This is a genomic window from Mesorhizobium captivum (genome assembly GCF_033977165.1).
Classification (GTDB): Bacteria; Pseudomonadota; Alphaproteobacteria; order Rhizobiales; family Rhizobiaceae; genus Mesorhizobium; species Mesorhizobium captivum.
In genome coordinates this window covers 21,505-48,486 of record NZ_JAVIJB010000008.1, presented here as the reverse complement: position 1 = coordinate 48,486, position 26,982 = coordinate 21,505, and the positions used below count along the sequence as shown (strand labels likewise).

Annotated in this window: 26 protein-coding genes and 1 pseudogene; 12 read left to right on the top strand and 15 right to left on the bottom strand. The window is 61.2% G+C overall.

Features of this window, described 5'->3' with window-relative positions:
- The first annotated feature begins 111 nt into the window (after positions 1 to 111).
- The 8 genes from RFM40_RS09465 (at position 112) to RFM40_RS09430 (ending at position 7,831) form a co-directional block, all read left to right on the top strand.
- A complete protein-coding gene (locus RFM40_RS09465) occupies positions 112 to 1,059 on the top strand; it encodes a sensor histidine kinase (protein ID WP_320226469.1) in 948 nt (315 codons plus the stop codon).
- Positions 1,060 to 1,738: 679 nt separating this feature from the next.
- Entirely contained in the window at positions 1,739 to 2,785 is a 1,047-nt protein-coding gene (locus tag RFM40_RS09460) for a substrate-binding domain-containing protein (RefSeq protein ID WP_320226468.1), read from the top strand.
- Positions 2,782 to 3,801: an ABC transporter substrate-binding protein gene (locus tag RFM40_RS09455; RefSeq protein ID WP_320226467.1), complete on the top strand. Its 1,020-nt coding sequence runs from the start codon at positions 2,782 to 2,784 to the stop codon at positions 3,799 to 3,801. The genes RFM40_RS09460 and RFM40_RS09455 overlap by 4 nt, the downstream gene beginning before the upstream one ends.
- A 72-nt stretch (positions 3,802 to 3,873) precedes the next feature.
- Positions 3,874 to 4,677 (top strand): ABC transporter permease, encoded by an 804-nt coding sequence (locus tag RFM40_RS09450; protein WP_320226466.1) that lies wholly within the window; start codon positions 3,874 to 3,876, stop codon positions 4,675 to 4,677.
- A 1-nt stretch (position 4,678) separates the two neighbouring features.
- The gene (locus RFM40_RS09445; RefSeq protein ID WP_320226465.1) at positions 4,679 to 5,473 is read left to right on the top strand and encodes an ABC transporter permease; all 795 of its coding nucleotides are present in this window, start codon (positions 4,679 to 4,681) and stop codon (positions 5,471 to 5,473) included.
- Entirely contained in the window at positions 5,470 to 6,546 is a 1,077-nt protein-coding gene (locus RFM40_RS09440) for an ABC transporter ATP-binding protein (protein ID WP_320226464.1), read from the top strand. Before RFM40_RS09445 ends, RFM40_RS09440 begins: the two co-directional genes overlap by 4 nt.
- The gene (locus tag RFM40_RS09435) at positions 6,547 to 7,404 is read left to right on the top strand and encodes a phosphodiesterase (RefSeq protein ID WP_320226463.1); all 858 of its coding nucleotides are present in this window, start codon (positions 6,547 to 6,549) and stop codon (positions 7,402 to 7,404) included.
- Between the two features lie 232 nt (positions 7,405 to 7,636).
- Positions 7,637 to 7,831: a helix-turn-helix transcriptional regulator gene (locus tag RFM40_RS09430; protein WP_430691657.1), complete on the top strand. Its 195-nt coding sequence runs from the start codon at positions 7,637 to 7,639 to the stop codon at positions 7,829 to 7,831.
- Positions 7,832 to 7,886: 55 nt separating this feature from the next.
- Here the strand turns inward: RFM40_RS09430 and RFM40_RS09425 are convergent, their stop codons facing one another.
- Complete coding sequence (locus RFM40_RS09425; RefSeq protein ID WP_320277447.1) at positions 7,887 to 9,143, bottom strand: tyrosine-type recombinase/integrase; 1,257 nt, start codon at positions 9,141 to 9,143, stop codon at positions 7,887 to 7,889.
- Between the two features lie 613 nt (positions 9,144 to 9,756).
- Here RFM40_RS09425 and RFM40_RS09420 point away from each other — a divergent pair.
- On the top strand, positions 9,757 to 10,197 hold the full coding sequence (locus RFM40_RS09420) for a Ros/MucR family transcriptional regulator (protein ID WP_320212884.1): 441 nt from the start codon (positions 9,757 to 9,759) through the stop codon (positions 10,195 to 10,197).
- Positions 10,198 to 10,222: 25 nt separating this feature from the next.
- Positions 10,223 to 10,480 (top strand): hypothetical protein, encoded by a 258-nt coding sequence (locus tag RFM40_RS33835; protein WP_488251374.1) that lies wholly within the window; start codon positions 10,223 to 10,225, stop codon positions 10,478 to 10,480.
- A gap of 94 nt (positions 10,481 to 10,574) precedes the next feature.
- On the opposite strand, the gene RFM40_RS09415 is transcribed toward RFM40_RS33835, so the two are convergent.
- From RFM40_RS09415 to RFM40_RS09360, 12 genes are all read right to left on the bottom strand, one after another.
- On the bottom strand, positions 10,575 to 10,853 hold the full coding sequence (locus tag RFM40_RS09415) for a DUF2274 domain-containing protein (RefSeq protein WP_320212885.1): 279 nt from the start codon (positions 10,851 to 10,853) through the stop codon (positions 10,575 to 10,577).
- Between the two features lie 12 nt (positions 10,854 to 10,865).
- Positions 10,866 to 12,080: a TraB/TrbI/VirB10 family type IV secretion system protein gene (locus RFM40_RS09410; RefSeq protein WP_320251599.1), complete on the bottom strand. Its 1,215-nt coding sequence runs from the start codon at positions 12,078 to 12,080 to the stop codon at positions 10,866 to 10,868.
- Between the two features lie 11 nt (positions 12,081 to 12,091).
- Positions 12,092 to 13,120, bottom strand: coding sequence for a P-type conjugative transfer protein TrbG (gene trbG, locus RFM40_RS09405; RefSeq protein WP_320251600.1), 1,029 nt, complete (start codon positions 13,118 to 13,120; stop codon positions 12,092 to 12,094).
- Positions 13,110 to 13,841, bottom strand: a complete 732-nt coding sequence (trbF, locus tag RFM40_RS09400) for a conjugal transfer protein TrbF (protein ID WP_320251601.1) — start codon at positions 13,839 to 13,841, stop codon at positions 13,110 to 13,112. The genes trbG and trbF overlap by 11 nt, the downstream gene beginning before the upstream one ends.
- The gene (trbL, locus tag RFM40_RS09395; protein WP_320212889.1) at positions 13,842 to 15,164 is read right to left on the bottom strand and encodes a P-type conjugative transfer protein TrbL; all 1,323 of its coding nucleotides are present in this window, start codon (positions 15,162 to 15,164) and stop codon (positions 13,842 to 13,844) included. It abuts the gene before it with no gap.
- Positions 15,165 to 15,197: 33 nt separating this feature from the next.
- On the bottom strand, positions 15,198 to 15,923 hold the full coding sequence (trbJ, locus tag RFM40_RS09390; RefSeq protein ID WP_320212890.1) for a P-type conjugative transfer protein TrbJ: 726 nt from the start codon (positions 15,921 to 15,923) through the stop codon (positions 15,198 to 15,200).
- Positions 15,920 to 18,370: a conjugal transfer protein TrbE gene (trbE, locus tag RFM40_RS09385; protein ID WP_320277446.1), complete on the bottom strand. Its 2,451-nt coding sequence runs from the start codon at positions 18,368 to 18,370 to the stop codon at positions 15,920 to 15,922. The genes trbJ and trbE overlap by 4 nt, the downstream gene beginning before the upstream one ends.
- Complete coding sequence (locus RFM40_RS09380) at positions 18,364 to 18,636, bottom strand: VirB3 family type IV secretion system protein (RefSeq protein WP_320212892.1); 273 nt, start codon at positions 18,634 to 18,636, stop codon at positions 18,364 to 18,366. The genes trbE and RFM40_RS09380 overlap by 7 nt, the downstream gene beginning before the upstream one ends.
- Positions 18,633 to 18,944: a TrbC/VirB2 family type IV secretion system protein gene (locus tag RFM40_RS09375; RefSeq protein ID WP_320212893.1), complete on the bottom strand. Its 312-nt coding sequence runs from the start codon at positions 18,942 to 18,944 to the stop codon at positions 18,633 to 18,635. Before RFM40_RS09375 ends, RFM40_RS09380 begins: the two co-directional genes overlap by 4 nt.
- Before the next feature lie 11 nt (positions 18,945 to 18,955).
- Positions 18,956 to 19,924, bottom strand: coding sequence for a P-type conjugative transfer ATPase TrbB (gene trbB, locus RFM40_RS09370; protein ID WP_320212894.1), 969 nt, complete (start codon positions 19,922 to 19,924; stop codon positions 18,956 to 18,958).
- A complete protein-coding gene (locus tag RFM40_RS09365; protein ID WP_320212895.1) occupies positions 19,921 to 20,334 on the bottom strand; it encodes a CopG family transcriptional regulator in 414 nt (137 codons plus the stop codon). The genes trbB and RFM40_RS09365 overlap by 4 nt, the downstream gene beginning before the upstream one ends.
- 118 nt (positions 20,335 to 20,452) lie before the next feature.
- A complete protein-coding gene (locus RFM40_RS09360) occupies positions 20,453 to 22,483 on the bottom strand; it encodes a conjugal transfer protein TraG (protein ID WP_320277445.1) in 2,031 nt (676 codons plus the stop codon).
- Between the two features lie 82 nt (positions 22,484 to 22,565).
- Here RFM40_RS09360 and RFM40_RS09355 point away from each other — a divergent pair, with 82 nt between their 5' ends.
- Positions 22,566 to 23,054 carry an NAD(P)H-binding protein gene (locus tag RFM40_RS09355; protein ID WP_320251606.1) on the top strand — a complete coding sequence of 163 codons (489 nt, stop codon included), beginning with the start codon at positions 22,566 to 22,568 and terminating at the stop codon, positions 23,052 to 23,054.
- A gap of 86 nt (positions 23,055 to 23,140) precedes the next feature.
- A pseudogene (locus RFM40_RS09350) lies at positions 23,141 to 23,626 on the top strand (DsbA family oxidoreductase).
- A gap of 436 nt (positions 23,627 to 24,062) precedes the next feature.
- On the opposite strand, the gene RFM40_RS09345 reads toward RFM40_RS09350, so the two are convergent.
- The gene (locus RFM40_RS09345) at positions 24,063 to 25,574 is read right to left on the bottom strand and encodes a malonate--CoA ligase (protein WP_320251607.1); all 1,512 of its coding nucleotides are present in this window, start codon (positions 25,572 to 25,574) and stop codon (positions 24,063 to 24,065) included.
- A complete protein-coding gene (locus RFM40_RS09340) occupies positions 25,567 to 26,901 on the bottom strand; it encodes a malonyl-CoA decarboxylase (RefSeq protein ID WP_320251608.1) in 1,335 nt (444 codons plus the stop codon). The genes RFM40_RS09345 and RFM40_RS09340 overlap by 8 nt, the downstream gene beginning before the upstream one ends.
- Positions 26,902 to 26,982: the final 81 nt, after the last annotated feature.

The window sequence follows — 26,982 nt, the reverse complement described above, 5'->3', positions numbered from 1 at the left end:
TGCAGAATTGCGTTGCACGTCGGCTTTGCCGACATGATGATAGCCAGTCACCGCAGGGATGAGGCAGCAAGGCTCACTCGTCATTTGCGCCGGACAACGAGGGAAGGGGGAATGCCCGAGCGTAGCGCTGTTGCGTCGACACTGATGCGGTATTTGCCCCACCGCCCGCGCTCGCGCGGGCAAGGTGTCCTGATCGGTGTCGGGTGTGCCGCCATCGGCTATTTGCTTCGAGAACTGCTCGACCCGCTGATTCTTGGCGTACCCTTCGTTACTTTCTTTCCGCTCCTCGTCGTGGCGACGATCTGGGGAGGCGCCTGGGCGGGCACGACTACGCTCCTCTTGGGGGGCCTGATCGGCGCATATTTTTGGGTCCCCCCGCGGGGATCACTGGATCTTGGTTTGAGAGCGGCCGTAAGTGTGGTGGCATTTCTGATCGGGGGCGGCTCCGTGGTTGTATCCGTCAACATAGTCAATGAGGTGATCGCTGCCTTGCGCAGGTCGGAAGCTCGTTCCGCCATGTTCGCCAGGGAGATGCAGCACCGGGTCAAGAACGTGCTCGCATTGGTGCAAGCGATCTCGCGAATGACTGCCCGAAGTGGCGGCACCGCCGAAGAGCATCAGGCTCGCCTGAGCGAACGGATCCAAGCATTGTCGGCTGCCGGGGACGCAAGGCGGGAAGCACCCCACCTGCCCGTAGACCTTGAGGACTTGCTACGACGGGTTCTGGACCCCTTCGGCATGGCTCGCTTTGCTTTCGTCGGCACGCCGAGCGTGGTGTCAGACGAGATCAGCTCGACGCTTGGTTTGACCCTTTATGAATTGGCAACCAATGCGGCTAAGTACGGCGCTCTTTCGACGCAAAATGGGCGGGTCACTGTGCGATGGAAGGCTGTGGGCTCTCTAATCGACTTGGAGTGGAAAGAGACCGGCGGTCCGCAGGTAACTACGCCCACACGGCAGGGTTTTGGGTCCACGCTGCTGAGGACAGCATTCTCGCCAAACGGGGCCACCGAACTCAGTTATGAGGCGGACGGTCATTACTTTCCTGTAGTTGGTTGAGGCTTGGGCGCAAAACGACCGCGTCCACCGCGTCTCGGCTGCTGCCGCCCTGACGCTTGGAGTGCGGGCAAGTCAAATCGCGACCTCGGTCCAGCGAAGCTTCGCCGATCATGACCGGTCCTTTCAGGACCCGAGAACGCCGCCGCACTCCTTTCGAATGTGTCCCCTCACGCCCTCTCGCTTGCGTGCACACTCTAGATCGAGCTGCGGGCCGGCCCTCGTGTGTACGCCGCGCTACGATCCGGTTCGACGGAATATCCCTTCCTCCAAAACCGGCTTAATTATGAAACTAAGCCGGTACGAGCGGAGACGGGAGCTCAGAAACATCTGCGATTTCAAGTGGATAAGATGGCGCGCCGGGTGAAGATGATAACTACGTTTACGCTATTCCACTATAATTCACTCCCCCGCAACATGTTCGGTTGCACTGATCACAGCTCGGCGGAGATGGTCTCGTCGTCGCCTACAGTATCGGCTCATACGCGATGGTTCGCGAGTGAGACGGAGTCGTTCCAACCAACCGGAGCAGCCTTGCAACGATGGATCTGAGCCCGGTCCCTTTGGCCTAGGCACTGAAAACGACTGAAACAGCGTCATTCAGCCAATAAGTTCGCGTGGTACCTCACGCCCCGAACGAGCCGACCGAAGAAGAGGCGGCCAGAACGGGACAGGACGGGTGGTGTCAACGCAGATCACGATACGGGATGTCGCGGCGCGCGCCGGGTGTTCGATCGCGACCGTGAGCCGGGTCGTCACCGGCAACGGTCCCGTCAGCGAGGAGATGCGCCGACGGGTGGTCGAGGCCGCGTTGACGGTAGGCTTTCCGCTTGCGCGCGCCTTTCCCGAGACGCGCCCCGTCATCAGCATTCTGGTTCCCAGCCTGACCAATCCGGTGTTCGCCGCCGCCGTCGCGGGGATCGAGCAGCGTGCAAGGACGGCCGGGATGTTCACCATTCTCGGCCAGTCCAACTACGACCCCGCGCAGGAAGAAGACATCGTCACCACGCTGATCGGTGAACGCCCGGTCGGGATGATCATGACGGTTTGCGATCCGGCCTCCAGCGTGGCGCTCCACCGCGTCCGCAAGGCGGGTCTGCCTGTGGTGACCATCTATAACGAAGACACGCCGGAGGGTGTTGCCGCGGTCATGGTCGACAATCGCAGCGCAATTCGTCGTGCAGCTGAGGACCTGATCGCGCTCGGCCATCGCCGTATTCTCTTTCTCGCCGGGAAGTTCATCTCATCCGATCGCTCGGCCCGCCGTTATGAAGGCTATCGGGATGCGATGGCGGCCGCCGGGCTGACGGCGGCGCCGGCGATTGAGGTCGATTTCATCGACGCGACCAGGGACATCGATCTCACCGAGGTTCTCGTCGAATACAGGCCGACTGCGATCATGGCCTCCAACGATCTGCTGGCGTTCACGGTGATCGCGTCGCTGCGTCGCGCGGGGCTGAGCGTTCCCGAGGACGTCTCCGTCACGGGCTTCGACGGCATCGACTTTGCGCGGCTGATCTCGCCCAAGCTCCACACGATCCAGCAGCCTTCCCAGGTGATGGGAACGCTCGCCGCCTCCCTGCTGCTGGACATGGCTGCGGGGCACAAGGCCCCCCAGCGCCTATGCCCGGATGCCATTCCGCTTCCGGGAGAAACCATCGCCCCGCCTCGGCGGGGTGAGCCTCCGCTTACCCTGATTCCCACCGAAAAGAGAAAGCTACGACAATGAAGACGACTATCCTTTCCCTTGGCCTCGGTCTGGCGGCCGCCGCCAGCATTTTCGCCTTGGCCCCCGTCCAGGCGCAGGCGCAAGACGCCATCTGCTACAATTGCCCGCCTGAATGGGCGAACTGGGGCGAGATGCTGAAAAACATCAAGACCGACCTCGAGATCGACATTCCCGGCGACAACAAGAATTCGGGCCAGGCGGTTGCCCAGATCATCGCCGAGAAGGCCAGCCCGGTTGCCGACCTCGCCTATCTGGGCGTCAATGCCGGAATCTCGGCCGCCGCGCAGGACCTGGTCGAAGCCTGGAAGCCTGCGCGCTTCGCCGAGATCCCCGAAGGGCTCAAGGATCCCGAAGGTCGCTGGTGGGCGGTACATCAGGGCACGCTCGGCCTGTTCGTCAATGTCGACGCCCTCGGCGACAAGCCCGTGCCCGCCTGCTGGGCCGACCTGAAGAAGCCGGAATATAACGGCCTCGTCGGTTATCTTGATCCGACCTCGGCCGCTGTCGGCTATGCATCGGCCGTTGCCATCAACACCGCGCTGGGAGGCTCATTCGAGAATTTCACGCCGGCGATCGACTATCTGAAGGAGCTTGCCGCCAACGGGGCGATTGTCACCAAGCAGACCTCTTATGCGCGCACCGTGTCGGGCGAGATCCCGATCCTGATGGACTACGACTTCAATGCCTACCGGGCCAAATACACCGAATCCGGCAAGTATGAGTTTGTCCTGCCCTGCGAGGGCTCTATCACCTTTCCCTATGTCATGACGCTGGTGAAGGGCGCACCGCATACGGACAACGCCAAGAAGGTGCTCGACTACCTGCTCTCTGACAAAGGCCAGCTCTTCTGGACGACGGCCTATCTGCGTCCGGTCCTTCCGGTCGAAATGCCGGCCGACATTGCCGGAAAGTTCCTGCCGGCAAGCGAATACCAGCGCGCCAAACCCATCAATTGGGATCAGGCGCAGGCTGCACAGGCGGCTTTCTCGCAGCGGTACCTGTCGGAAGTGCGCTAACAGACGGTTTCTGCCGGGAAGGGCTGACCCTTCCCGGCAGGACTTCTTCATCAATTTTCGCCGGAGGCTCCGTTGGACAGCAGGCGCTTTGATTTTCTCCTGATTTTGCCGCTGGCGATCTTCACGCTGGCCTTTCTCATCCTGCCCTTTGCCCGGCTGACCGTCGAGGCCGGTAGCGGGCCGCAGGGCCTCGCGGGCTTCTTTGTCATTCTGACCGAGGCGCGCTTCCGCAACAGCCTGATCGTGACGCTTCTGCTTGCCATCGTCACAACCGTCGCGACGCTGGCAGTGGCGACGATCGCCGCCCAGACGCTCGCCAACAGGCAGTTCACGGGTCGGGGGCTGCTCCTGTCGCTGCTGACCTTCCCGCTCGCGTTTCCCGGCGTGGTGGTCGGCTTCATGATCATCCTGTTCGGCGGCCGGTTGGGGCTTGTGGGCAGCGTCACGAAAAGCCTGGTCGGCACGAATGTGGTGTTCGCCTATTCGCTGTTCGGGCTGTTTCTTGGCTATCTCTATTTCTCTGTGCCGCGCGTGCTGCTGACCATTCTCGCGGCAGCGGAGAAGCTCGATCCCTCGCTGGTCGAGGCAGCCCGCTCGCTGGGCGCCAACCCCTTCGCCATCCAGCGTGACGTCGTGCTGCCGGCGCTGTTCCCGGCCATGTACACCGGCGGGGCGCTGTGCTTCGCCACCGCGATGGGCGCCTTCGGCACTGCCTTCACGCTTGCGACCAACATCGATGTGGTGCCGCTGCTGATCTACACCGAGTTCACGCTTGCCACCAATGCCAGCATGGCGGCCGCGATCTCCATCGCGCTCGGCCTGATCACATGGGCAGCACTCGCCATTGCTCGCAACCGCGCTTTGAGGGGGGCCTAACATGCGCCGCCAGTGGACCTCGACCGCGGGCATCGTCATCACGGCCTTGCTCACCCTGTTTCTCGTCGTTCCCGTCCTGCTTTCCGTCTATGCGGGCCTGTCGGTCAACTATGCCCGTGGACCCTCCGCCGGATTTACCCTCGACTGGGTAGGCCAGGTCTGGGGCCTCTATGCCGATACGGTCTGGCGCAGCCTTGTCGTTGCGCTGCTGACGCTGGTGGCAACGCTGCTGATGGGCGTGCCCGGCGCCTATGCGCTGGTGCGCAAGGGCGGGCGTTTCGCGCGCGCCGTCGAAGAGATCGTGACCCTCCCCGTCGCCGTCCCCGGCCTTGCGCTCGCATTGGCGCTGATCCTGAGCTACGGCGGAGCGGGAGCCTTCCGCCAATCGACGCTCTTTATCGTGGTCGGCCATGTCCTCTTCACCCTGCCGTTCATGATGCGCTCGGTCATCGCCGTGCTCGAAACCATCGACTGGCGCACGCTTGACGAAGCCGCGGCAAGCCTCGGCTCTCCCGCCTGGCGGCGCTTCCTCGACGTGATCCTGCCCAATGTGCGGCCGGGCACCGTTGCGGGCGCGTTGACGGTCGTGACGCTCTCTATCGGCGAATTCAATCTCACCTGGATGATGCACACGCCGACAACCAAGACTCTGCCGGTGGGCCTGGCCGACGCCTATGCCTCGATGCGGCTGGAGATCGCCTCGGCCTACACCATCGTCTTCCTGATCATGGTCATCCCGCTGCTGATCGCCGTTCAGCTTGTCGCGGACCTCACCGAAAAACGGACGAAATCATGAACACCCTAGCCTCAATGACCGCCGCTCAAAGCGGCTCGTCCATCACGACGCGCCATCTCAGCAAGAGTTTCAACGGAACAACGGTGCTGCAACCCACCGACCTGGAAATCCCGGCAGGCCAGATCCTGGTTCTGCTCGGCCCCTCCGGCTGCGGCAAGACCACGCTCCTGCGGTTGATTGCCGGTCTCGAACAACCCGACGGACCGGACATGATCCGCTTCGACGGCGACGATGTCAGCAGGGTGCCGATCGAAAAGCGCAATGTCGGCATGGTCTTCCAGTCCTACGCACTGTTTCCGAACATGACCGTCGCCGAAAACGTCGCCTACGGCCTGAAGGTGCGCAGGGTGGAGCGCACGCAGCGCGAGGCCGAGACACGCCGCCTGCTGGCCTTGGTCGGCCTCGAGGAATATGCCGACCGCCGCATCTCGGCCGTGTCAGGCGGCCAGCGCCAGCGCACAGCTCTGGCCCGGGCGCTGGCGATCAAACCGCGCGTGCTGCTGCTCGACGAGCCGCTGGCCGCGCTCGATGCCGTGCTGCGCGAGCGGCTTCGGGTCGAGATCGGCCTCCTGCTGCGCGAGTTCGGCATCACCGCCGTCTATGTCACCCACGATCAGGCCGAGGCCATGGCGATCGGCGACCGCATCGCCGTCATGCAGAAGGGCCGCATCGCGCAGATCGACGTGCCGCAGGAGATCTATCACCGGCCGGCCAATGATTTCGTGGCTGACTTCGTCGGAACGATGAACCGGGTCGCCGGGCGCGTTGAAAACGGCGTGTTGAGCATTGGTGCGGGCGAAACCCTAGCGAGGCTGAATGTCGGCGGGCCAGATCGCGCGACCACGCTCTGCTTCAGGCCCGAGGCAGCGCGCCTGGCCTCCGCGGACGGAACGATCAGCGCCCGCGTTGCCGCGACGACCTTCTTTGGCGCAACACAGCGGCTTGTCGCCGAGGTTTCGCCCGAATGTCGGCTGCAGCTCGACCTGCCGTCGAACCTTTCCTTCACGCCGGGCCAGGTCCTCGCCTTCGAGATCGACCCTGCCGCCATCCTTGAATTCCGGACAGTGGCCTGAATGCTCATCGCCCAGATTTCCGACCTGCATGTCCGCCCCACGGGTCAGCTCGCTTATGGCGTTTCCGAAACCAACCTGTTTGCAGAACACGCCATCCACGCATTGCTTCGGCTGGACCCAACGCCGGATTGCCTCCTGGTCACCGGCGACCTCACCGATTGCGGGCTGGACGAAGAATACGCCATCGTCGCGGAACTGCTGGCTCGCATGCCTTGCCCGGTCTACGCGGTGCCCGGCAATCACGACCGGCGCGAGCCCCTCCGGCGGGCCTTCGCACAAAAGGGCTATCTTCCCGAGAACGGCCCCCTGAATTTCGCTGCCTGGTGCGGTCCGGTCCAGATCATCGGCCTCGACAGCCTCGTCGCCGGATCGAGCCACGGCGCGCTTGCACCCGAAACGCTTGGCTTTGTGGAGCAAACACTGGCGGCGTCTCCAGATGCCCCAACCATCATCATGCTGCATCATCCGCCTTTCAACACAGGTATCGCGCATATGGACGCGACACGGCTGTTCGAAGGGAGCGAGCAGTTGGAACGGATCGTCGAGGCCAACCACCAGGTTCGGCGTGTGCTGTGCGGGCACGTTCATCGCTCGATCCAGCGGATGTTCGGTGGCGCCCTGTGCCAGATCGCGCCTTCGGTCGGCCATCAGGTGACCCTCGATCTGCGGCCGGACGGTCCATCCTGTTTCGTGCTGGAAGCGCCGGAGTTCCTGTTGCATCGCTTCGAGGATGACGACGTCGTCACCCACACGGCGAAGGTGGACAGGGCGCCTGGGCCGTTTCCGTTCATTCTGCCCCAGGACTATCCGGGGGGAAGCCGGGAATCATCGGTGTCTGCATTGAGTTCGGGCGCATAGCCGAACAGCGTAACAACGATCGGACCTCGTCGGCTGGTCATCGCGCTCGGGTTCTCAAGCACCAGGGCCGGGCGCAGAAGTCCGGCACCACTGCCGAAGGTGATGATGCGGAACTGGACTGTCCCATGTGTACGCAATAGCGCGCTAATGCCCTATGAGGAGTAATGGCGGCTTCCATCTTTCCGGATCTATTGCTCTCTATCTCCTCACTTGGAACCAGAGGAGACGCAACGTGAGCACTCACGGGAGCACGCCTATCAAGAAAACGATCCGGCGACAGCAGTTGCGCGAGATCGTGCCATTGGCTGACAGCACGATCTACGAAATGGAGCAGCGCGGCGAATTTCCGCGACGCTTTGCTTTGACCCCAAGATGCGTTGTTTGGGATTTGGACGACGTCCAGGCGTGGCTTGCCGCCCGTCGTTGAAAACCAATTCTTCGCGCTCCGAGCCCTGATGTGAAGCAACGCAGGACTCGGCCTGTCAAAGAGCAGGGTCAGGCTCCAGAAGTGGTATCGACGGCGGGATGAGCGTAGGCACGTATTTCCTGCCATCCACCCAGGCGTCCACGATGTCCGACCATTCTTGCATCATATGCCGCCGCTGCACTTCGTACTCGGCTTTGTTGTAGACACCGCGCGACGAGCGTCCGTCCTCATGTGCCAGACACTTTTCGATCCAGTCGCTGTTGAAGCCCAGTTCGTTCAAGAGAGTTGAGCCCGTGCGCCGAAGGTCATGGACCGTGAAGGGCTCCAGAGGCAAACCTTCCGCCTTCGCTCGTTCGACGACAGCGTAGGTCACCCGATTGAAAGTCGCGCGCGACATCGAAGCATCGGCATCGTAGCACGACGGCAGAAGGTATCTCGAATTACCCGCACAGGTCTTCAGGGCAACCATGATGTCGAGCACCTGGCGCGACAGATAGACATTATGCGCCTTCGAACGCTTCATACGTTCCTTTGGGATCGTCCAGACAGCGTTCTCAAAGTCCACCTCCTCCCACAATGCGTTCTGCAGCTCGCTCTTGCGTACCATCGTGAGCAGGTACAGCCTCATGCCCAGCCGAATGGTGGGCAAGGTGGCGACGTACTCAAGCTGCTTGAGCATGATGCGGATCTCAGTCGGCGACAGTGCACGGCCCTTCGGCACGAATGTCGCGATCGATGCCGGGCCAACCTCTTCCGCGGGATTGGCGACCTTCTCTCCGTGCACGATCGCGAAGCCATATATCTGCTTTAGGATGTCGCGCACATGGATAGCCGTGGCAGGAGCACCGCGCTCAACAATTTTGCGGCAGTGTGCTCGTAGATCGTCCGGCGTGATCTCATTGAGCAGTCGATTGCGCCAAACCGAAAGTAGCTCGCGCTCGAAGATGGCGCGCCGCATCGCCCTTGTGCTGTCCGCCATCGGCGCGGCTGTCAGCCACTTCTCGCCGAACTCGCCGAAGCTCTTTGCCTCCTTCAGCCGTCGCTTCTCGCGCTGCTTTTCGATCGCAGGAGATCGGCCCTCACTGATCGCCCGGCGGGCGTCAAGGCATTTCTCTCGTGCCCGGGCGAGCGAAATTCCGTCCCTTCCGTACTTCCCAAGATAGACGGTCTCCCGACGGCCGTTGAGCCGGTAATCCAGGCGAAACGAGATCGCACCACTGGGCATGACGCGCACATACATCCCGTCGCGGTCCGCGACCTTGTAGATTTTATCTTTTGACTTCAATGCCTTAAGAGCAGCATCCGTCAGCATCCTCACTGCCTCCTGAAAAGTACCGTCAGCACAATTTCGAAGGCTCGTGGCGAAGATTTACTTTTATCTTCAAGCGGTTAAATCAAAAAAAGTACCGTCACGAGCCTCATTGCCCGTGACGGTACTTTGAAAAATTCGGTCGAGCAATATGCCGGAGGTCCGTCAGGCAGTCCGCCAGAACCAAACAGTGCCAACCGATAGCTACCAAAAGTCTGTGAACATTTTTATTTTTATTTTCAAGTACTTGTGTCGAAGTCTGGCGTATCTACGACGGCGTTCGGATGGGCCAAAATCATTCCCACTCGATCATCAATCTGAACAGCACCTCCTTGATTTTATTGATCAACTTTAATCAACCAACACCCAGAATACCGTCAATAATACCGTCAGATTGCTACGCTGTTGAAAAGCCTGCAACAATGTAGCCGCCGTCGCGGCATGCACGCCTTTGACTCTATCGTTTCCTACCAACGAGAGCCGACGCTATTGCGACGCGGCTTTTATCCGCTGCTGCCTAGCTCTAAGTGATCAGGCACAGATCTAGCTCGACGGTACGTTGCACGTTGCTGGATTGAGGGCTATGAGCGTATAGATTGTGACTCTGGAGCCTGACATGTCCGAAGAAGCCGGCAATAATCTGATCGAACTTACCGCAGATATCGTTTCCGCTTACGTCCAAAAGAATCCAGTCCCCGTATCTGGACTGCCGGATTTGATCGCCAGCGTTAATTCGGCATTGTCTAATATTGGGGAAGCAGCTCCAGAAGAAGCACCCGCGCAAAAGCCAGCAGTCAATCCTAAAAGATCGGTGTTCCCGGACTACATCATCAGTCTTGAAGACGGTCAGAAATACAAGTCGCTTAAGCGCCATCTGGCAACCCGACACGGGATGACGCCCGACGAATACCGCGCGAAGTGGGGATTGGCGAAGGACTACCCCATGGTCGCCCCGAACTATTCGGCCACCCGATCAGCGCTGGCGAAATCGTTAGGTTTGGGAAGAAAGTCTGCTCCTGCCAAAAAACCTGCTGCGAAACGCAAGGCGAAAGCCTGAGTGGTGGACAACCGGAGGTCTTGGCGTGCGAGGGAATCAGCGTGATCGTGACAGCGCCGATCGAGCAAATCGTGGCAGTCTGTCGCTTTGGGATTTTGCGGACCCGGATGAGGCGGCCAAAGCAGCTCTCGATGTCTATGGGCCGGACGCGACGACTGCCGTAGCTCACTGCGCATTGACGGCCCATTTTGATGGGCGCGACCGCGACTATCGCTTTTGGTTTGCGGTTTTCTCGGAACTCAAACACGCGTCTCCGGTGAATCACTCCGCGAGAGGCCATTAGAGCGGCTCGCTATTGGCGTGGTCATCTTCAGCAGAGTTCCTAGCGCTGCAATCGTCAGCGGTATCTTTAGACGGACGAGCCCGAGTACCCCGCGCTATGTGTCGTTCAATCTTGCAACTGATTGCCGTCGCGGCTTTTCCGATGCGCCGACGCCCGGCAGGCCTTCCTTTCGGGCCTTGGCAAAAGCTCGGTCGCTTTCGAGGAACTCCGATAGCATGAACGGGATGAGCTCAGCCACCGTTTCAGATTCGCCATAGGTCTGACGGTAAAGCGCCGCATAATCCATGAGCGCTTGGTTCAAGTCGGCGCCAACTGTGATGGTGATTTTCGAAGGCGTCCGGTCAGGAAGCTTTCCCAGTTTCAGGTGCGCCATGACCACTCCTGTTCAGCCCTGGTACGGCCGCAGCACAAGATCTTTGTGAACGATCACCCGCAAAGGCCAGCCGGGCCGGACGGCGATAGTGGGCTGGATGTTTAGATTCTTTTCGGTGATGCGCTGGCCAGCTTGACTGACGTTCTGCTGCGTGGATTCGCGGATCGCCTTGACGAGGTCACTTTCGTTGTTCCCGAAGCTCAGCTCGGTGCCGACGCCCAGCAATGAGGCTACCGCTACTCCCTTGATCAACTGCCAGGTGTGGAAATCCACCTTGTCTTCAAGCCCCGCATAGCCGGCAGTGTCTGTGGCCGGCAGGTTGTCGATTTCGATCGAGGAACCGTCGGGCAGGATTATGCGCTGCCAGACGAGCAGCGCGCGCTTCTGTCCAAAAGCGACGACGCTGTCATAGGTGCCGATGAGCCGCGAGCCCTGTGGGATGAGCAAGGTGTTGCCGGTGACGGTGTCGTGCACATTCTCGGTGACCTGCGCAACGACCAGACCGGGCAAATCGGAGTTGATGCCGGTGATGAGGCTTGCCGCGATCACGCTGCCGGCCATCAGTTGATAGGGCGAAGCTGGAGTCTGTAGCGCATGTGGATTGTAGATCCCGTTCGTCCCCCTCTGGCTGACAAAATCAAGCTTGCGCTGTTGGTTGTTCTGGTCGCCCTCGGCTGGTGCAATGGAAGCCGACGCGCGGAAGGCACCGGCTTGCGGAGGCGCCTCAAACGGCTGCTGCGCACCTTGCCCGCTGCCCGCGGCATTTGTCTGCTTCGGTTGATTGTCAATCCGGAACATGACCTGCGACTCGCGCGCCGAAATCGCCTGCTGGGCGAGCCGCTGCTCCTCTGCGGAAACCTCCTGCCCCGGCGCGATGCCGAGCTGGCGCTGTCGCTCAAGAATGGGGCGGCCGAGGTCGCCTGGTAGCGGCGGTCCAAGCACGGGCGCCTTTGGCTTGATCGCGGAATAGTCCTTGGGCAGGCTATCGAGCCCCTCGGCGGTTGGCTTGCGCTCGGCATTGTACCGGTCTTCCACCAGATCTGGAATGCGCAACTCCGGTCCTTGAAGCGCCATCATCGTGACACCGAATATGGCACCGGACCCGACGGCGGCGATCGCGATGATCACGCCGCGCCTGAATCGGACGGCGCGTCGCGGCGAGGCGCGCAGCTGCAGCTGCTCGGGATCGAGCTTCGGCGGAGCGGTGTACTGGGACGTGTCAGTCATGAGCGCGCCCCTCACCTGCTGAAGCGCGAAAACAGCGAGATCCGCCGCGGCGGCTTCCGGCCGTCGGTCCGGGTGATGCGCACCACCTGCTGCTGCTTGGAGCCGAGCCGCAGTTCTGCTGCGGCAAAGAGGCGATCGACGATGTAGTAGTTGCCGCGCATACGGTAGTTGACGAGCTGGTTGCTGCCGTCAGCTCCTACGATGAAGAGCGGCGGCGCCTCGCCCTGGTCGATGCGACGTGGGAATTCGATGTAGACCTTGCTGCCGTCGTCGAAGGCACGCGTCGGCCTCCAGGGCGGTGTGTCGCCGGTGATCGAATAGCGGAAGCGAATATTCTCGAGTGCGACGTTCGACGCCATTGGCGTGACAGCTTCAGCTTGAGCGTTGCGCTGGCGCAGCGCGATGATCTGGTCCTCGCTATACGTCCAGGAGATGGCCGCCATCGCAGTCTTCTCGGTGCTTTGAAGTTGTAGGTGGTAGGTCCGCCGTTCCGTGGTGATCACCAGATTGGTGGCAAGCCCCGGTGCGAAGGGTTTGACCAGCACATGGGTGCGCTGGTTGTCACCGGCGCCGCTGACGGTGTCTCCGATCACCCAGCGCACCGTGTCACCGGCGGACACGGCTGTCAGTTTCTCGCCTGGCTGCAGGGCGATATCGGTGACGCGTTCCGGCGCGGCATAAAGCTGATAAAGCGCGCCATCGGCGAAGGGATAGACCTGCACTGCATTGACATAGCCGTACTTGGTGGGTTGCTGCGTTGCCGCCTTGTTGGCATCGGCGACGCGTTCTTCAGGGTTGCGCTTGTCCTCGACGACCTTGCCCGGGTCGGGCTGCAACTGGCCAGGCAGCGGCAAGGGTTTGGGCACCTCGACGATCTTGACCGGCTTCTCCGGCGGCTTCTCGATGGCCGCCGGTTTGAAGTCGGCAGCATCATAGGAAATCTCAGGTGGCGGCACCGGCTTCGACGCACAGGCGGAGAGGACGGCTGCTGACCCGGACAGGATCAACACAGCACGGAACGATCGGGCTCTATTTGTCATTATCGGGCTCCTTCGGGGAAACGGATGCAGGTGCTGCGCTGTCGAGCTCTCGCGACCAGTCGATGGCGTTGACGAAGACGCCGAGCGGATTGTTGCGCAGCTGATCGGTATTGCTTGGCGGGCGGATCACGATGGTCAGGATCGCGGTCCATCGCGTCGTGCTGGCCAGGCTGCCGCGCTCAAAAACCTGCTCGGTCCATTTGATCTGGAACGAGCTGTCGGAAGCCCTCACTACGCTGGTCACCTGCACCGACACACTGCGCGTACCGATCTGGCCGAAAGGGTCGTTGGCCTTTGCGTACTCATTGAGGAAGAGTGCCGCGCGGTCGGTGGCAAAGTCGTAGGCGGCCAGCCAGTTCTGCCGCACCAACACCGGATCGGTTGAGACAGAACGGACATTTTGAACGAAACGGCCGAGATGCCAGGCGATCTGGGCATCCGAGGGTTCGTAGTCTTGGGTTGCCGGGGCTACGGCGCGCGCCTCACCGAAGCGATCGACCTCCACGACATAAGGCACGACGCGGCTCTGCATCGACTGCCAAACAAGACCACCGGAGAGCCCGGTTGCCAACGCCAGGCAGCCAAGAGCCATCAGCCGCCAATTGCGGGCCTGCACTCGCGAAGAGCCGATGCGCTCATCCCACAGCTGGGAGGCCTCCTGATACGGCGTGACCGGCTCGGGCGTCTTGCCGTAACGTTGAACGGGTCGTTTGAATAGCATCTAGTCGTCCTTGTCGCTGAGAGAGGGATTGGCGCTGCCTCCTGGCCTGTCTCCATCACGGACGGCCTGTATGGCGGCGTGGCGATGCGCACGGGAGGTCTGTTCGGAACGCAAACGCCTTGCCCAATTGGGCGCGGCATCGGGGCCTGCACCGGCTGGGGTCTCGGTCATGGACGCGGTCGGCGCACCACCGGTCGCGGTCCACGCGGCTTCGCGCCCGGCATCGGCGCTGCGCGCGAACCCTTCTGCGGCAGATCGTGCTGCTCGCATCGCAGCGCCGCTTGCGGCACCCGCCACGCCCTGCATTCCAGCAGCCACACCGGGCAGGCCGGTGTCAGGTGAGGTTGCACGTCCCAGCTGCCATGCCGAGGAAGCTGCCGAACCCATGGTCGTGCCAGCTCGAATGGCGGCGAGACCGCCGCCGGTTGCCATTCGCGCACCGGCAAAGGCAGCTCCCCCGGCAACGAGCGCTGATCCGGCAGCGGCCGCCGTGGTCCCGAGTGCGGCGCCCGCGCCAAGTTGTGGCGCGCCGGAGACAAGACCCGAGGCGATCCCAGGACCAAAAATGCCGAGGCCAAGCAGCGCCAGCGCGCCGAGCACCTGTGACATGGCCGCCGCCAGGTCGGGCTCCTTGCCCTGGAGCGCCGAAGCGAACTCGCCGAAGAGCGTGGAGCCGATACCGACGATCACGGCGAGCACCATCACCTTGATGCCGGACGAGATCACATTGCCGAGCACGCGCTCGGCCAGAAATGCCGACCGGTTCCACAGCGCGAAGGGCACCAGAACGAAACCGGCTAGCGTGGTGAGCTTGAACTCCAGGATGGTGATGAAGAGTTGGATCGAAAGAATGAAGAAGGCGATGATGACCAGGAACCAGGCCACGAGCAGCACAAAGATGGTCAGCGCGTTGCCAAAAATTTCGGGGAAGCCAAGAAGCTGGCTCGCCTGATCGAGAAGCGGCCAGGCACCCTCGAAGCCGGTCGCGGCGATGCGGCCGGGATGCAGGAGATTGTCAGCGGACAGATTGCCGGAGGACGCGTTGATGCCGAGGCCGGCAAAGGACCGGTAGATGATGTCGGCGAGGTTCTTGAAATTGTTCAGGATGAAGGCGAAGACGCCGACATAGAGTACCTTGCGGATGAGCCGGCCGAGAATGTTGGGTTCGCCGCCGAATGCCCAGGCCAGGCCGGCAAGCGTGATGTCGATGCCGATCAGAATCGTGGTGAGGAAGGCGACGTCGCCAGTCAGCAGACCGAACCCGCTGTCGATATAGCGGATGAAGGTCTCCATAAAACGGTCGATGACGCCCAGGTCGTTCACGCCGCCACCTCCCTCATGTTGAAGAGCTAGTGATCAGTTGCCGGGATAGGCCGTGCCGCTACCCAGGAAGCGCTTCGTTGTCTGGCGGGCGGCTTCCTCGGACTGCGCCTTGCGCGCCGCATCCTCAGCCTCAGCCCGAAACTGGGTCGCAAGCAGCGTCTGGATCTGCATCTGCTGCTTGGTCGAAAGCGCTATCAGCTGATTGGTGGCTTGGCTTGCCTCAAGCGCGCCGGCTGCCCCTTGGCTGCGGTTGACGAGATCGGTAAGCAGGTCGCCGTCGCTGCGGACATTCTCGACGATCTGCGACTGGACGCCCATGGTCTGGCGGAACCCCTGCATGGCGCTCTGCCAGCGCTCACGCGCGGCGCTCGCCACGTCGCTGACCTTGATCGTGGCGTCATAGCTTTCGGGATATTGCTGTCGCCACTGGTCCTGAAGCTTGTCGAGATCGAAGCTCAGGCCGCTCGCCTGGTCCATCAAACCGTCGATCCGTTGGAGCGAACCGGTAAGCTGGCCAACGGAAGAGAAATCCAGGCTCTGGAGGTTGCGCGCCATGTTCTGCAGCATGGTCGCCTGGTTCTGAAGCGACTGGATCTGGTTGTTGATCTGCTCCAATGACCGCGCGGCCGTCAGCACGTTCTGCGCATAATTCGACGGATCGAACACGACGAGGGCATAAGCCGGCTGGACATAATCGGCCAACGGTTTGGCGATCAGGGAAAGAGTGATCAGGCCGGAGAGAAAACGGCGCCGCATCATGACGATTGCTCCTTATCTGGTTGAGGGAATTGCCGGAGAAGCTCGGCGGCCCAGTCGAGGCCGCGTGCATTGAGGAAGTTGGAGGCAAAGCCGTCCTGCCCGTGCTCGGACAGCACGCTATCGATTAGGGTCTGGCTGGCAGGATCGGAGGCACCGCAAAGCGCAAGCGCGATCGGGCCGAGGCCGAGTTCAAAGAGTCGGTTTCCACGGCGCGATTGCAGATAGTACTGCCGCTTCGGTGTGGCGCGAGCGACCAGCTCGATCTGCCGCTCGTTCAGACCGAAGCGTTCGTAGGCTGCCTTAGCCTGCGGTTCCACGGCACGATCGTTGGGGAGAAAAATGCGCTGCGGGCAACTCTCAATGATTGCCGGCGCGATCGCAGAGCTGGCGATATCGGCAAGCGACTGCGTGGCGAAGATGACCGACACGTTCTTCTTGCGCAGCACCTTCAGCCATTCGCGGATGCGGGCGGCAAAGAACGGATTGTCGAGATAGACCCAAGCTTCGTCGAGCATGAGCAGTGTCGGCCGTCCGTCGAAGCGCTCTTCCAAACGATGGAAAAGATAGGTGAGCACCGGCAGCACAGCGCCTTGGCTGTGCATCAGCTCCTCGGTCTCGAAACACTGCACATTGGACAAGGCCAGCCGATCATGATCGGCATCAAGCAGCCGGCCGAAGGAACCCTCGAGCGTGTAGGGCAGCAATGCTGACTTCAGCGCATTGGACTGAAGCAGGACTGACAGGCCGGTCAGTGTGCGTTCCTGCGCCGGCGCGGTGGCAAGGCTGCCAAGTGCGGACCAGATCGCCTCTTTCACCTCCGGCGTGACGGTGACGTTTTCATGGGCAATTAGCCCGGCGATCCATTCGGCCGCCCAACTGTGGGTGGCCTGATCGCCGATGCTGCGCAGCGGTTGAAAGGCGAGCGCGCCTGCAGCCCCCAGCGCATGGTGTTCGCCGCCCATGGCAAGCGTTGCGGCGCGGGCCGAATTGCCTTTGTCGAAGATATAGACCTGCGCGCCGGCATAGCGTCGGAACTGCAGAGCAATCACGGCAAGCAGAACCGACTTGCCGGCGCCGGTCGGGCCGACGATCAGCATGTGGCCGACATCGTCGACATGGGTGCAAAGCCGGAACGGTGTCGACCCGCTGGTCTCGGCCACGAGAAGCGGCGGGGCTTCGGTGCCGGTGGCTTTGGTGAGATGCTCATTCGCAACCGGACCGGCCCACACCGACGACAGCGGCATTAGATGGGCAAGGTTCAACGTGTGAACGAGCGGCTGCCGCACATTGGCATAGACATGGCCTGGCAATGAGCCGAGCCACGCCTCGACCGCATTGACGCTTTCGCGGATCGTGGTGAAGCCGAGCCCATTGACGATGCGCTCGACGGCGCGAAGTTTTTCCGCGGCGACTTGACGGTCCTCATCCAATACCGTCACGGTCGTGGTCAGATAGCCGAAGCCGACATGATCGCCGCCCAATGCCTGAAGTGCTTCGTCGGCATCGAGCGCCTTGTTGTCGGCATCGCTGTCGACAAGCGGGACGGGCTCGTTGGTGACAACCTCGCGCAAGATGGCGACGATCGACTTGCGCTTAGCAAACCACTGCCGCCGGAGCCGTGTTAGCGTCTTCGTAGCTTGCGTCTTGTCGAGCGGGATGAAGCGCGTCATCCAGCGATAGGCAAAATCCTGATGATTGAGGGCATCGAGGAGTCCGGGCCGGGTGAGGTTGGGAAAACCAAGGATGGTGAGCGTGCGCAGATGCCGCTCGCCCAGCGTCGGCTCCAATCCGCCGGTGAGCGGCGCATCGACCAGAATGCCGTCGAGATAGATTGGCGTTTCCGGCACGGCGACAGGATGGCGGCGGGTGGAGATGGTGCCGTGCAGGTAGGCCAACGTCTCGGCATCGTCGAGCACGCGCACTTCGGGCATGAAGCCCGACAGGAGATCCAGAAAGCGGTTGGTCTCATCTCGAAACCGCGCCAGCTCCTGGCGCCAGTCCCTTTCGCCCTCCGAACGATGGGTATCGACGAGCGCGCTTTCCGCCCGAGCGTGGCTGTCCGGCGGCGGCATGAACACCACGGTCAGGTGATACTGGCTTTCGAAATGCGCGACCTTGCCCTCAAAAGCGGCGCGGCGTTCTTCGTCGACCAGCCATGTGGCCGCGTCGGGGAAATGCGAGTGCGGATAGCCAAGCGCTTCGACGCGCTCGGCCTCGAAGAACAGTGCCCAGCCTGACCCGAGCCTTCTTAGGGCATTGTTCGCCCGGGCGCAAATGCCCATGAGTTCGGCTTCCGTCGCGCTTTCGAGATCGGGACCGCGGAACCGCAACGTCCGTTGAAAGCTGCCGTCCTTATTCAGCACTATGCTCGGCGCCACCAATGCAGCCCAGGGCAGATGGTCGGCGAGCCGGTCGGCTTTGCCGCGATATTCCGACAGGTTCAGCATGCAAGCCACCCCCTCAGACGAAGGTGGCGGACAAGCACACTGGCGAAGTCCGGATCGCGACGGGCAGCGAAGACCGCTAACGTGTGGCCCGCGATCCAAAGCACCAGTCCAGCAATCCACTGCTGCAAGCCAAGGCCTATCGCCGCGGCAACCGTGCCGTTGAGGATTGCCACCGCTCGTGGTGCACCGCCCAGCAGGATCGGCTCCGTCAATGCCCGGTGGACCGGCACCTCGAAGCCCTCAATGTGTTGCTCTCCAGTGCTCATCCTACGAGTGCCCCGCCGCCGAAGGAGAAGAAGGAGAGGAAGAAACTCGATGCCGCGAAGGCGATCGACAGTCCGAACACGATCTGGATCAGCCTGCGGAAACCGCCTGCCGTGTCGCCGAAGGCAAGGGTCAGACCGGTGGTGATGATGATGATCACCGCGACAATCTTGGCCACCGGTCCCTGCACCGATTCCAGTATCTGCTGCAGCGGCTGTTCCCACGGCATGCCAGAGCCGGCAGCGTGTGCTGGAGCCGTAAGACAGAACGCGAGCGCGGCGGACGAAAGAAAGCGAAGCTTCTTGCGCATGAACTGGCCTTTCAGAACTGTTGGAGTTGGGGAAGCGTGAGTTGGGTGACGGCGTAGTCGCCGCTGCCGTCGAGACCGGTGACCTCGGCGATCGCGTCGATGCGGCGCGAGGATCCACGCCCGGCGATGAAGACGATCAGATCTATCGCATCGGCGATGAGCCGACGGGGGACAGTGACGACGGCTTCCTGAGCGAGTTGCTCGATGCGATAAAGGGCAGAGCGTGCCGAGTTGGCGTGGACGGTGGCTATGCCGCCGGGATGCCCGGTGTTCCAGGCCTTCAGCATGTCGAGCGCTTCCGAGCCTCTGACTTCGCCGACGATGATGCGATCGGGTCGAAGGCGTAGCGTCGAGCGAACGAGATCGGCGAGGGTGACCGAGCCGCGCCTTGTTCTCAAGGCAACGCAGTCCTTGGCCGCACATTGCAATTCGCGCGTATCCTCGATCAGGATTACCCGCTCGTCGCATTCGGCGACTTCGGCCAAGAGCGCATTGGCAAGGGTCGTCTTGCCCGATGATGTGCCGCCAGCGACCAGGATGTTGCGACGCTCGCGTATCGCCTTTTTAAGGGCATCGGCCTGCAGCGGCAGCATGATCCGGTCTGCGACATAGTTGTCTAACGTGTAGAGCTTTGCGGCCGGCTTGCGGATGGCAAAGCATGGCGCCAGCACCACCGGTGGCAGCAGGCCCTCAAAGCGCTCGCCCGACGGCAGTTCGGCGCTGACGATCGGATTGTCGGCATGCGCCTCGGCGCGCACATGGGATGCGACCAGACGGATGATGCGCTCCGCTTCCGACGGGTGCATGGACACGCCAGTGTCGATCCGGCCTTCTCCGAGACGGTCGAGCCGCAGCGCACCATCAGGATTGACCATCACCTCGATGACCAACGTATCTGCCAGCGCGTCGGTGATCGCCGGGCCCATTGCGGTGCGCAACATCGCGCGCCGGCGATGGTCGACTTCGGGATGAGAGCTCATCCTTCGCCTCCCCCGCTATTCTCCTTGCCGAGCGAGCGTTTCCCGGAAGCGATCTGCCGTCCGACCTGCTCGACGAATTTGTCGAAACGCTCCTGGGCAATCGCCTGCGTTGCCTTGTCGGGGACCGGCGTATGAGCATGGAGCGTGATCGAAAAGCGGATGAAGAGCGCCAGGCTCTCCAGGATCATCTCTGCATCGCGCGTGACATGACCAAGGTCGCGGGAAAGACGATCGAGCCTTACACCATAGCGCCGGTCGAGCTCATTCTCGCCCCGCCGCTCGATAAAGGCTTCGATCGCCTTTGCCACGACCGCGGATTTGGTGGTCGAGGGGTTGCGGCTGAGGTTGTCCAGTTTCTCGCTGAGCTCCGGCTCGAGCAGAAACTGATGACGAATGCGGTGGGACTTCATAGCGGCTCGTTCTGACGGGCCGGCATTGCGCCGGCGATGCGAACAAGCATCGGCCAGATGCTCAAAATCGCTTATGGCCGTTATCTACGCTGACGTGCGCTCTGCCTGGAGCGGCCTTTCAGAAGCCGGGAACGATGTCCTTGTCGTCGCCCCTGCCCTCATTGATGCCGTAGGCGCGGGCGGCATTAGAAATCCGGTCCATGACGCGCTTGTCGGTTACCGCCTCGCCATCGTCGTCCGTGGAGTCGAACAGATCGCTCTGATCAGGCTCTTTAGCGATGACGGTTTGTTCTTGAGGCAAACCGGGATGGCGCTGCTGCTGAACGCCGCCCTCACCTTCAATTGTCGCGCCGGCGTTCTCGTCGTCGGTGGCAAGACGGCGGTCGAAGCTGCGCACTTGTCCACTCCAGTCATCCGGGCTCGACGTGGGGCAGTCCGCGTAGGGATCGTCGCGCAGCACCGGTGAAGGAAGTACCCGCTCGGTAAAATTCTGATCCTGATAATAGCGCAGCTTCTGAGCGCGGATCGGCGGCAATCCCGAAACCAGCACTAGTTCGTCCGAGGGCGGCAATTGCATCACTTCGCCTGGCGTCAACAACGGACGAGCAGTCTCCTGGCGGCTGACCATGACGTGCGACAACCAAGGTGCCAGCCGGTGGCCGGCATAGTTGCGCATTGATCTGAGTTCCGTCGCTGTGCCGAGCGCGTCCGAAATCCGTTTGGCCGTGCGGTCATCATTTGAGGAAAAGGCAATTCGCACATGGCAATTATCGAGAATGGCGTTGTTCTCGCCGTACGCCTTGGAAATCTGGTTCAAGGATTGCGCGATCAGATAGGCGCGGATGCCGTAACCCGCCATGAAGGCGAGTGCCGTCTCGAAGAAATCGAGGCGGCCGAGCGCCGGGAACTCGTCCAGCATCATGAGCAGTTGATGTTTCCGGCTCTTCTTCGGATCACCCTCCAGGCGCTCCGTCAGCCGTCTGCCGACCTGATTGAGGACCAGTCGAACCAGCGGCTTGGTGCGCGAGATGTCCGACGGCGGAACGACGAGATAGAGCGACATTGGCCGTTCGGCATCCATGAGGTCTGCAATGCGCCAGTCGCAGGCCGATGTTGCCGCGGCCACGGTCGGGTCGCGATAGAGACCGAGGAACGACATTGCAGTCGAGAGAACGCCCGAACGCTCATTCTCTGACTTGTTAAGCACCTCGCGTGCTGCCGAGGCTACAACGGGATGGACCTGAGGCTTGTTCGCCGCGCCGAGGTGGTTTGTCGTCATCATGCGCTTCAGTGTCGAGGCAAACGAACGTTGAGGGTCCGACAGGAAAGTGGCGACGCGTGCAAGCGTCTTTTCCTCTTCGGCGTAGAGCACGTGCAGGATCGCGCCGACCAACAGTGAATAGCTAGTCTTCTCCCAATGATTTCGTCGCTCGAGCGCACCTTCCGGATCGACCAAGACGTCGGCAATGTTCTGAACGTCGCGGACCTCGTTTGGACCTTTGCGCACTTCCAGCAGCGGATTATAGCGCGCCGATCGTGGATCGGTCGGATTGAACAAAAGGCAGTATGAGAACTTCGACCGCCAGCCTGAGGTCAGCTGCCAGTTCTCGCCTTTGATGTCATGAATGACGGCCGAGCCAGTCCAGGAAAGGAGCGTCGGAACGACCAATCCGACTCCCTTGCCTGAACGTGTCGGAGCAAAGGCCATCACATGCTCCGGCCCATCATGGCGAAGATACCGATCCTTCAATTTGCCCAGGAAAACGCCGGCCGGCAGAAACAGCCTTGCCTTCTCGATCTCTAGCGTCGTGGCCCATCGCGAGGAGCCGTAGGTGGAAACCAGCCCTCTTTGCCGCGCGCGCCAGAGCGAACCAGCGATCGCGGCTGCGCAACCCAAGAACCCGCTGGCGCCGGCCAGCGCGCCGGCCTGATCAAATATCTCGGGCGCATAGGCGCCGAAATGGAACCACCATTCAAACAGTTTCCACGGCTTGTAGATCGGCCAGCCGGCTATGACGAACCATGGGACGCCAAGCGGCGACTGATAGCCGAGCATGTGAGCGCACCATTGCGTCGACGTCCACACCCCAAGAATGACGCTCGCGAACACAACGGCGATTTGCCCGATTAACAGCTTCGTGGGCGTCATTGGCTAGGCTCGCTGGATAACACAACGTAGCATCGCGCGGCCAGGCACAATTACGAATGCGCCTCACGTACGATTGGATGCGATGACTCGCTATGTATTGCCGTCAACCGTAATCGGTCGGTCGTTCCATTGTGTAGTCACGAATGAACCTCGGAACGTGATTTCGATCATGAACGAACTGAATGTCCGGCGACTTATCCAGGTTTCGACCGCGAGCTACCGCGATCCAGAAGATGGCTTCGGCTTGAAATCGAAGGCTTTGGTGACGCTGTTCAAGGTGATCGCACGGAGTTCCTACGACGACATCAAGACGACCGGCGAATTGGTTGCAGACTCCGACCTCGACTGGACTTTGGTGCGCAGCGCGTTCCTCAAGGACGGTCCCGCCGACGGCGGGTTAGCGGTTGGTTCCTATGGAAGGACGAAGCTCGGCATGAAACTGTCCAAAGGACATCTGGCAAAGTTTCTGTTCGATCAAGTGTCGAGCAGAGAGTTTGTGCGGGCCACTTCTGGCATTGCCGGCCATTTGCAACCCGACATGGAAGCTCATGGACGTGCGCATGAACATTGATATTCATCTTGCCACTTACGGGACGCTCGCGAGGAGCCAGTAATCAGATCAATGGAGAAAGCCATGAAAGTGGAGATCTGGTCCATATGGCCTGCCCCTGGTGCTACATCGCCAAACATCGCTTCGACAACGCGCTGTCCCGGTTCGAACATCGCGACCAGGTGGAGGTCATCTGGCGCAGCTACCAGCTCGATCCTGACGCACCCTCCATCACGAACAAGAGCCTCAACGACAGCTTGTCGGAAAAGCACAGCTTGAGTCTTAACGAGGCTGTCGCGATGAACGATCAAATGCGTCGGCTCGGCGCGCAGCAAGGATTCGACTACAATTTCGATCGGACGACCTAAGGCAACTCGTTCGATGCACCCCGGCTGATCCACTTCGCACGCGCGCTTGGCGTACAAACGGGGATGGAGGAGCGCCTGTTCAGGGCTTACTTCAGCGAGGGTAAGGCGCTGGGTGATATCAATACCCTGGTCGAGCTTGCTAGGGAGCTCGGCATCAACGCCGAAGAAGCGCGTAGCGTCGTCGCCGGCGAGGCATTCGCTGACCAAGTTCGGGCGGATACATAGGCTGCACGATGGCTGGGCCTCAAGGGCGTCCCATTTTTTATGATCGACGAAAAATACGGCATCGCAGGTGCCCAGGCGTCGCAGACTTTCCGGGACGCGCTGAAGCAAGCCTGGATGGAGTCACATCGGCTCGCCAGCATTATTTCAGGCGCTGCCACGGAAGCGGATGCGAGATCCCGCAACCTATAGCCGTAGTAAAGGCTGACTGATTTCTCAACATCGATCACTTTGGTCCAGCGCAGCTCGCAGGAAGAGCCACGCCGGTCCGCGCCCCAGACTGCCGGCCCCGCTAGCTAAGCTAGCAGCAGAACCCGTCGCAACGGCTGCCGACGACCTGATGGCGGCGCTTGGAGGCCGGTAGCAATGGGAAAGCGGCGCTATGGCTTGAGGCTAAATGCCGAATTCCAGTGCCACGCGATGGTGTCGACGCGTCTATTCACGTTTCGAAGGTGTCGATGAAACGTTGGCGCAGTATGTTCTTTTGCACCTTGCCCATGCTGTTGCGCGGCAACTCAGCGACTACGAATATCCGCTTAGGCTGCTTGAAACGGGCAATCTTGTTCTGCATGGCTTGCAGCAATCCTGCCTGATCGAATTGCGAACCCGCCGAAAAGATCACGGCGGCGATCACACCTTCTCCCAAATCCGGGTGGGGCACCCCGACCACAGCCGATTCGATGACGCCCTCCAGTTCGTCGAGGACGAGCTCGACCTCCTTCGGGTAGATGTTGTAGCCGCCGGAGATGATCAGATCCTTGGCTCGCCCGATGATATGGACGTAGCCGTCGCGATCGACCAGCCCGAGGTCGCCGGTTTTGAAGAATCCGTCCGCGCAGAAATCCTCCCTGGTCTTTTCCGGCCTCTGCCAATACCCCTTGCACACGTTGCGACCGCGCACCTCGATCTCGCCAACTTCCGCGGTGGGGAGAGGCTTGCTTGAGGACTGCGAGACGATGCGCAGTTCCACGCCAGGCAAGGGGAATCCGACCGTGCCCGCACGCCTCTCCCCCTCATAGGGATTGGAGGTATTCATGCCGGTTTCGGTCATACCGTATCGCTCAAGGATGCGGTGCCCCGTACGCCTTTCGAAGGCGCCATGGGTTGTCGCCAGCAGCGGGGCGCTGCCCGAGACAAAGAGGCGCATGTGCGTGACCAGCCGGCGATTAAAGTGCGCGTCCTCAAGCAGACGCGTGTAGAATGTCGGAACGCCCATCATCGTGCTGGCACGCGGGAGCCAGTCAATGATTTCGTCCACACGAAAGCCTCCAAGAAAGATCATGGTGCCGCCGGCAAGGAGAATAACGCCGCAGCCAACGAACAGCCCATGTGTGTGGAATATCGGCAAGGCGTGAAGCAGGGTGTCTTCGGCGGTGAACCGCCAGGCTGTGACCAACTCACGAGCGTTCGAAAGCAGATTGTCATGGGTCAGCATGGCGCCCTTTGATCGCCCGGTCGTACCAGACGTATAAAGCAGCGCCGCAAGGTCGTCCGGATTTCGGCGGACCGTCTCGAACGCATCTGTCGCCCCCAAAGTCTCAGTCATGAGCGTTCCGCTTCGGTCCTTGCTCAACGTCATGAGCCTGGCGCCGGCGCGATCGGCCACGACTTCGAGAGCTTCGCGGCCGCTGTCATCGCAAATCAGGATCCGCGGTGAAGCGTCTTCGACAAAATAAGCGACTTCGCCCGGCGTATAGGCGGTGTTGAGCGGCACAAAGACGAGGCCAGCCTGGACGCAGGCGGCATAGAGAGCAAGCGCCTCGGGACTTTTGCTCACCTGGACCGCGACCCGGTCACCGGGCTCGGCGCCATTGTGCACAAGCGCGTTGGCAAGTCTTGCCGCCAGCTTCAGAAAGGCATCATAAGTGACGACATCACTGCCGGTAATGAGCAGTGGCCTGGAGCTCCCTGAATGTGGGGCGAAGAGTGCATCAAACAGCGGATTATGCATTTTGCGTGCCCCGCGCGTGATGCTGCGCGAGCGCCGCCCCGAGCAAGGCGCGAACGCTTCGTGCTGCTATGATTTCGCCGTGGTGAATATAGGCCTCGTGATTAGCTTCCACGCTGTTGAGGTCATAACTGTAGTTGACCATCACGCCGCGGCCCTCTGCCAGCCCCTTGGATGAGGTGTCGGCCAGCGCTTGAATGCGCTCTACTCTGGCCCCGTTGCCGAGGTGGAAACGCGCCACCGGGTCGAGGGGCAGTCCATCGGATCGCTTGGCATGCAGAAGATACTCAGCCGCTAGTCTCAGGGTCTCGGAACGAACCTGTTCGAGATCGTCTGGCGAAGAAGCCTCCAGGATTCGGGACGCTGATTTTACACGCTCGACATCGCCATTCGCCTCCGTCACTTGAGAGCTCAACCAGCGTGCGAAACCAGGCACCGGGGACAGGGTTGTGAAGCTCTTCAGGTTCGGCAATGACTGCGACAAATCCGTCGCGACCTGCTTGATGAGGAAGTTGCCGAAGGAAACCCCGGCCAGCCCCCTCTGACAGTTGGAAATGGAGTAAAAGACGGCGGTATTTGCCTCCGCCTCGCGGATAGCCGCATGGTCGCGCGAGAGCAGTTGCTGAACAGATGCCGCGATCTCGGTCGTGAGCGCGACTTCCACGAATATGAGGGGCTCATCCGGCATCGCGGGATGGAAGAAGGCAAAGCATCTCCTGTCTGGCGGCTCGAGGCGTCTCCTCAGATCATCCCAGTCGCTGATGCGATGGACTGCTTCGTAAGCGATGATCTTCTCCAGAATGTTGGCTGGCGTTGCCCAGTCGATCCGCCTCAAAACGAGAAAGCCGCGATTGAACCAGGAACTGAAGAGGTGCTGGAAGTCGAGATCAACGCAGCGTAGGCTCGGCTCATCACCTATCATGGCGAGCAGATCCTCCCGCATCTTGACCAGACGCCCGGTTGCGCCGGCAACTCGATTGAGACGGCGAAGCAACTCCTGCCGAGGCGGCTCGGCAGCTCGAAGCAGTTCCGAGAGCGTGTTGGAGTCCCGGTTGCGTCGGTAGGTCTCGGCCGCGCCGATGAGGGACTCGCAGTCAAGATCGTAGGCCCACTCTAGCAGCTGGAAAAAGCTCCGTTTTTCTTGCGCGGAGGCGGCCTCGTAGCGGCCAAGGATTGCTGCCGCGATCAGCGTGCCGGACGCTTCGCCTCTCTCGGAAAGCAATGCCTTGCACATCTCTGCAAGCGAGCGTCTGTCATGGCTTGGCGGTCTATCAACAGACCGTTCGAAGATCGTCGCAAGCAGATCCTGGAGAAAGCTCGTCCTGATCAAAATCCAATCCCCTCAGTCCGACGAATGGGCCGAGCTTTCCTTGCCCTCTTGTCAGAGGGCGAGCCAACTCGGTCACCATGC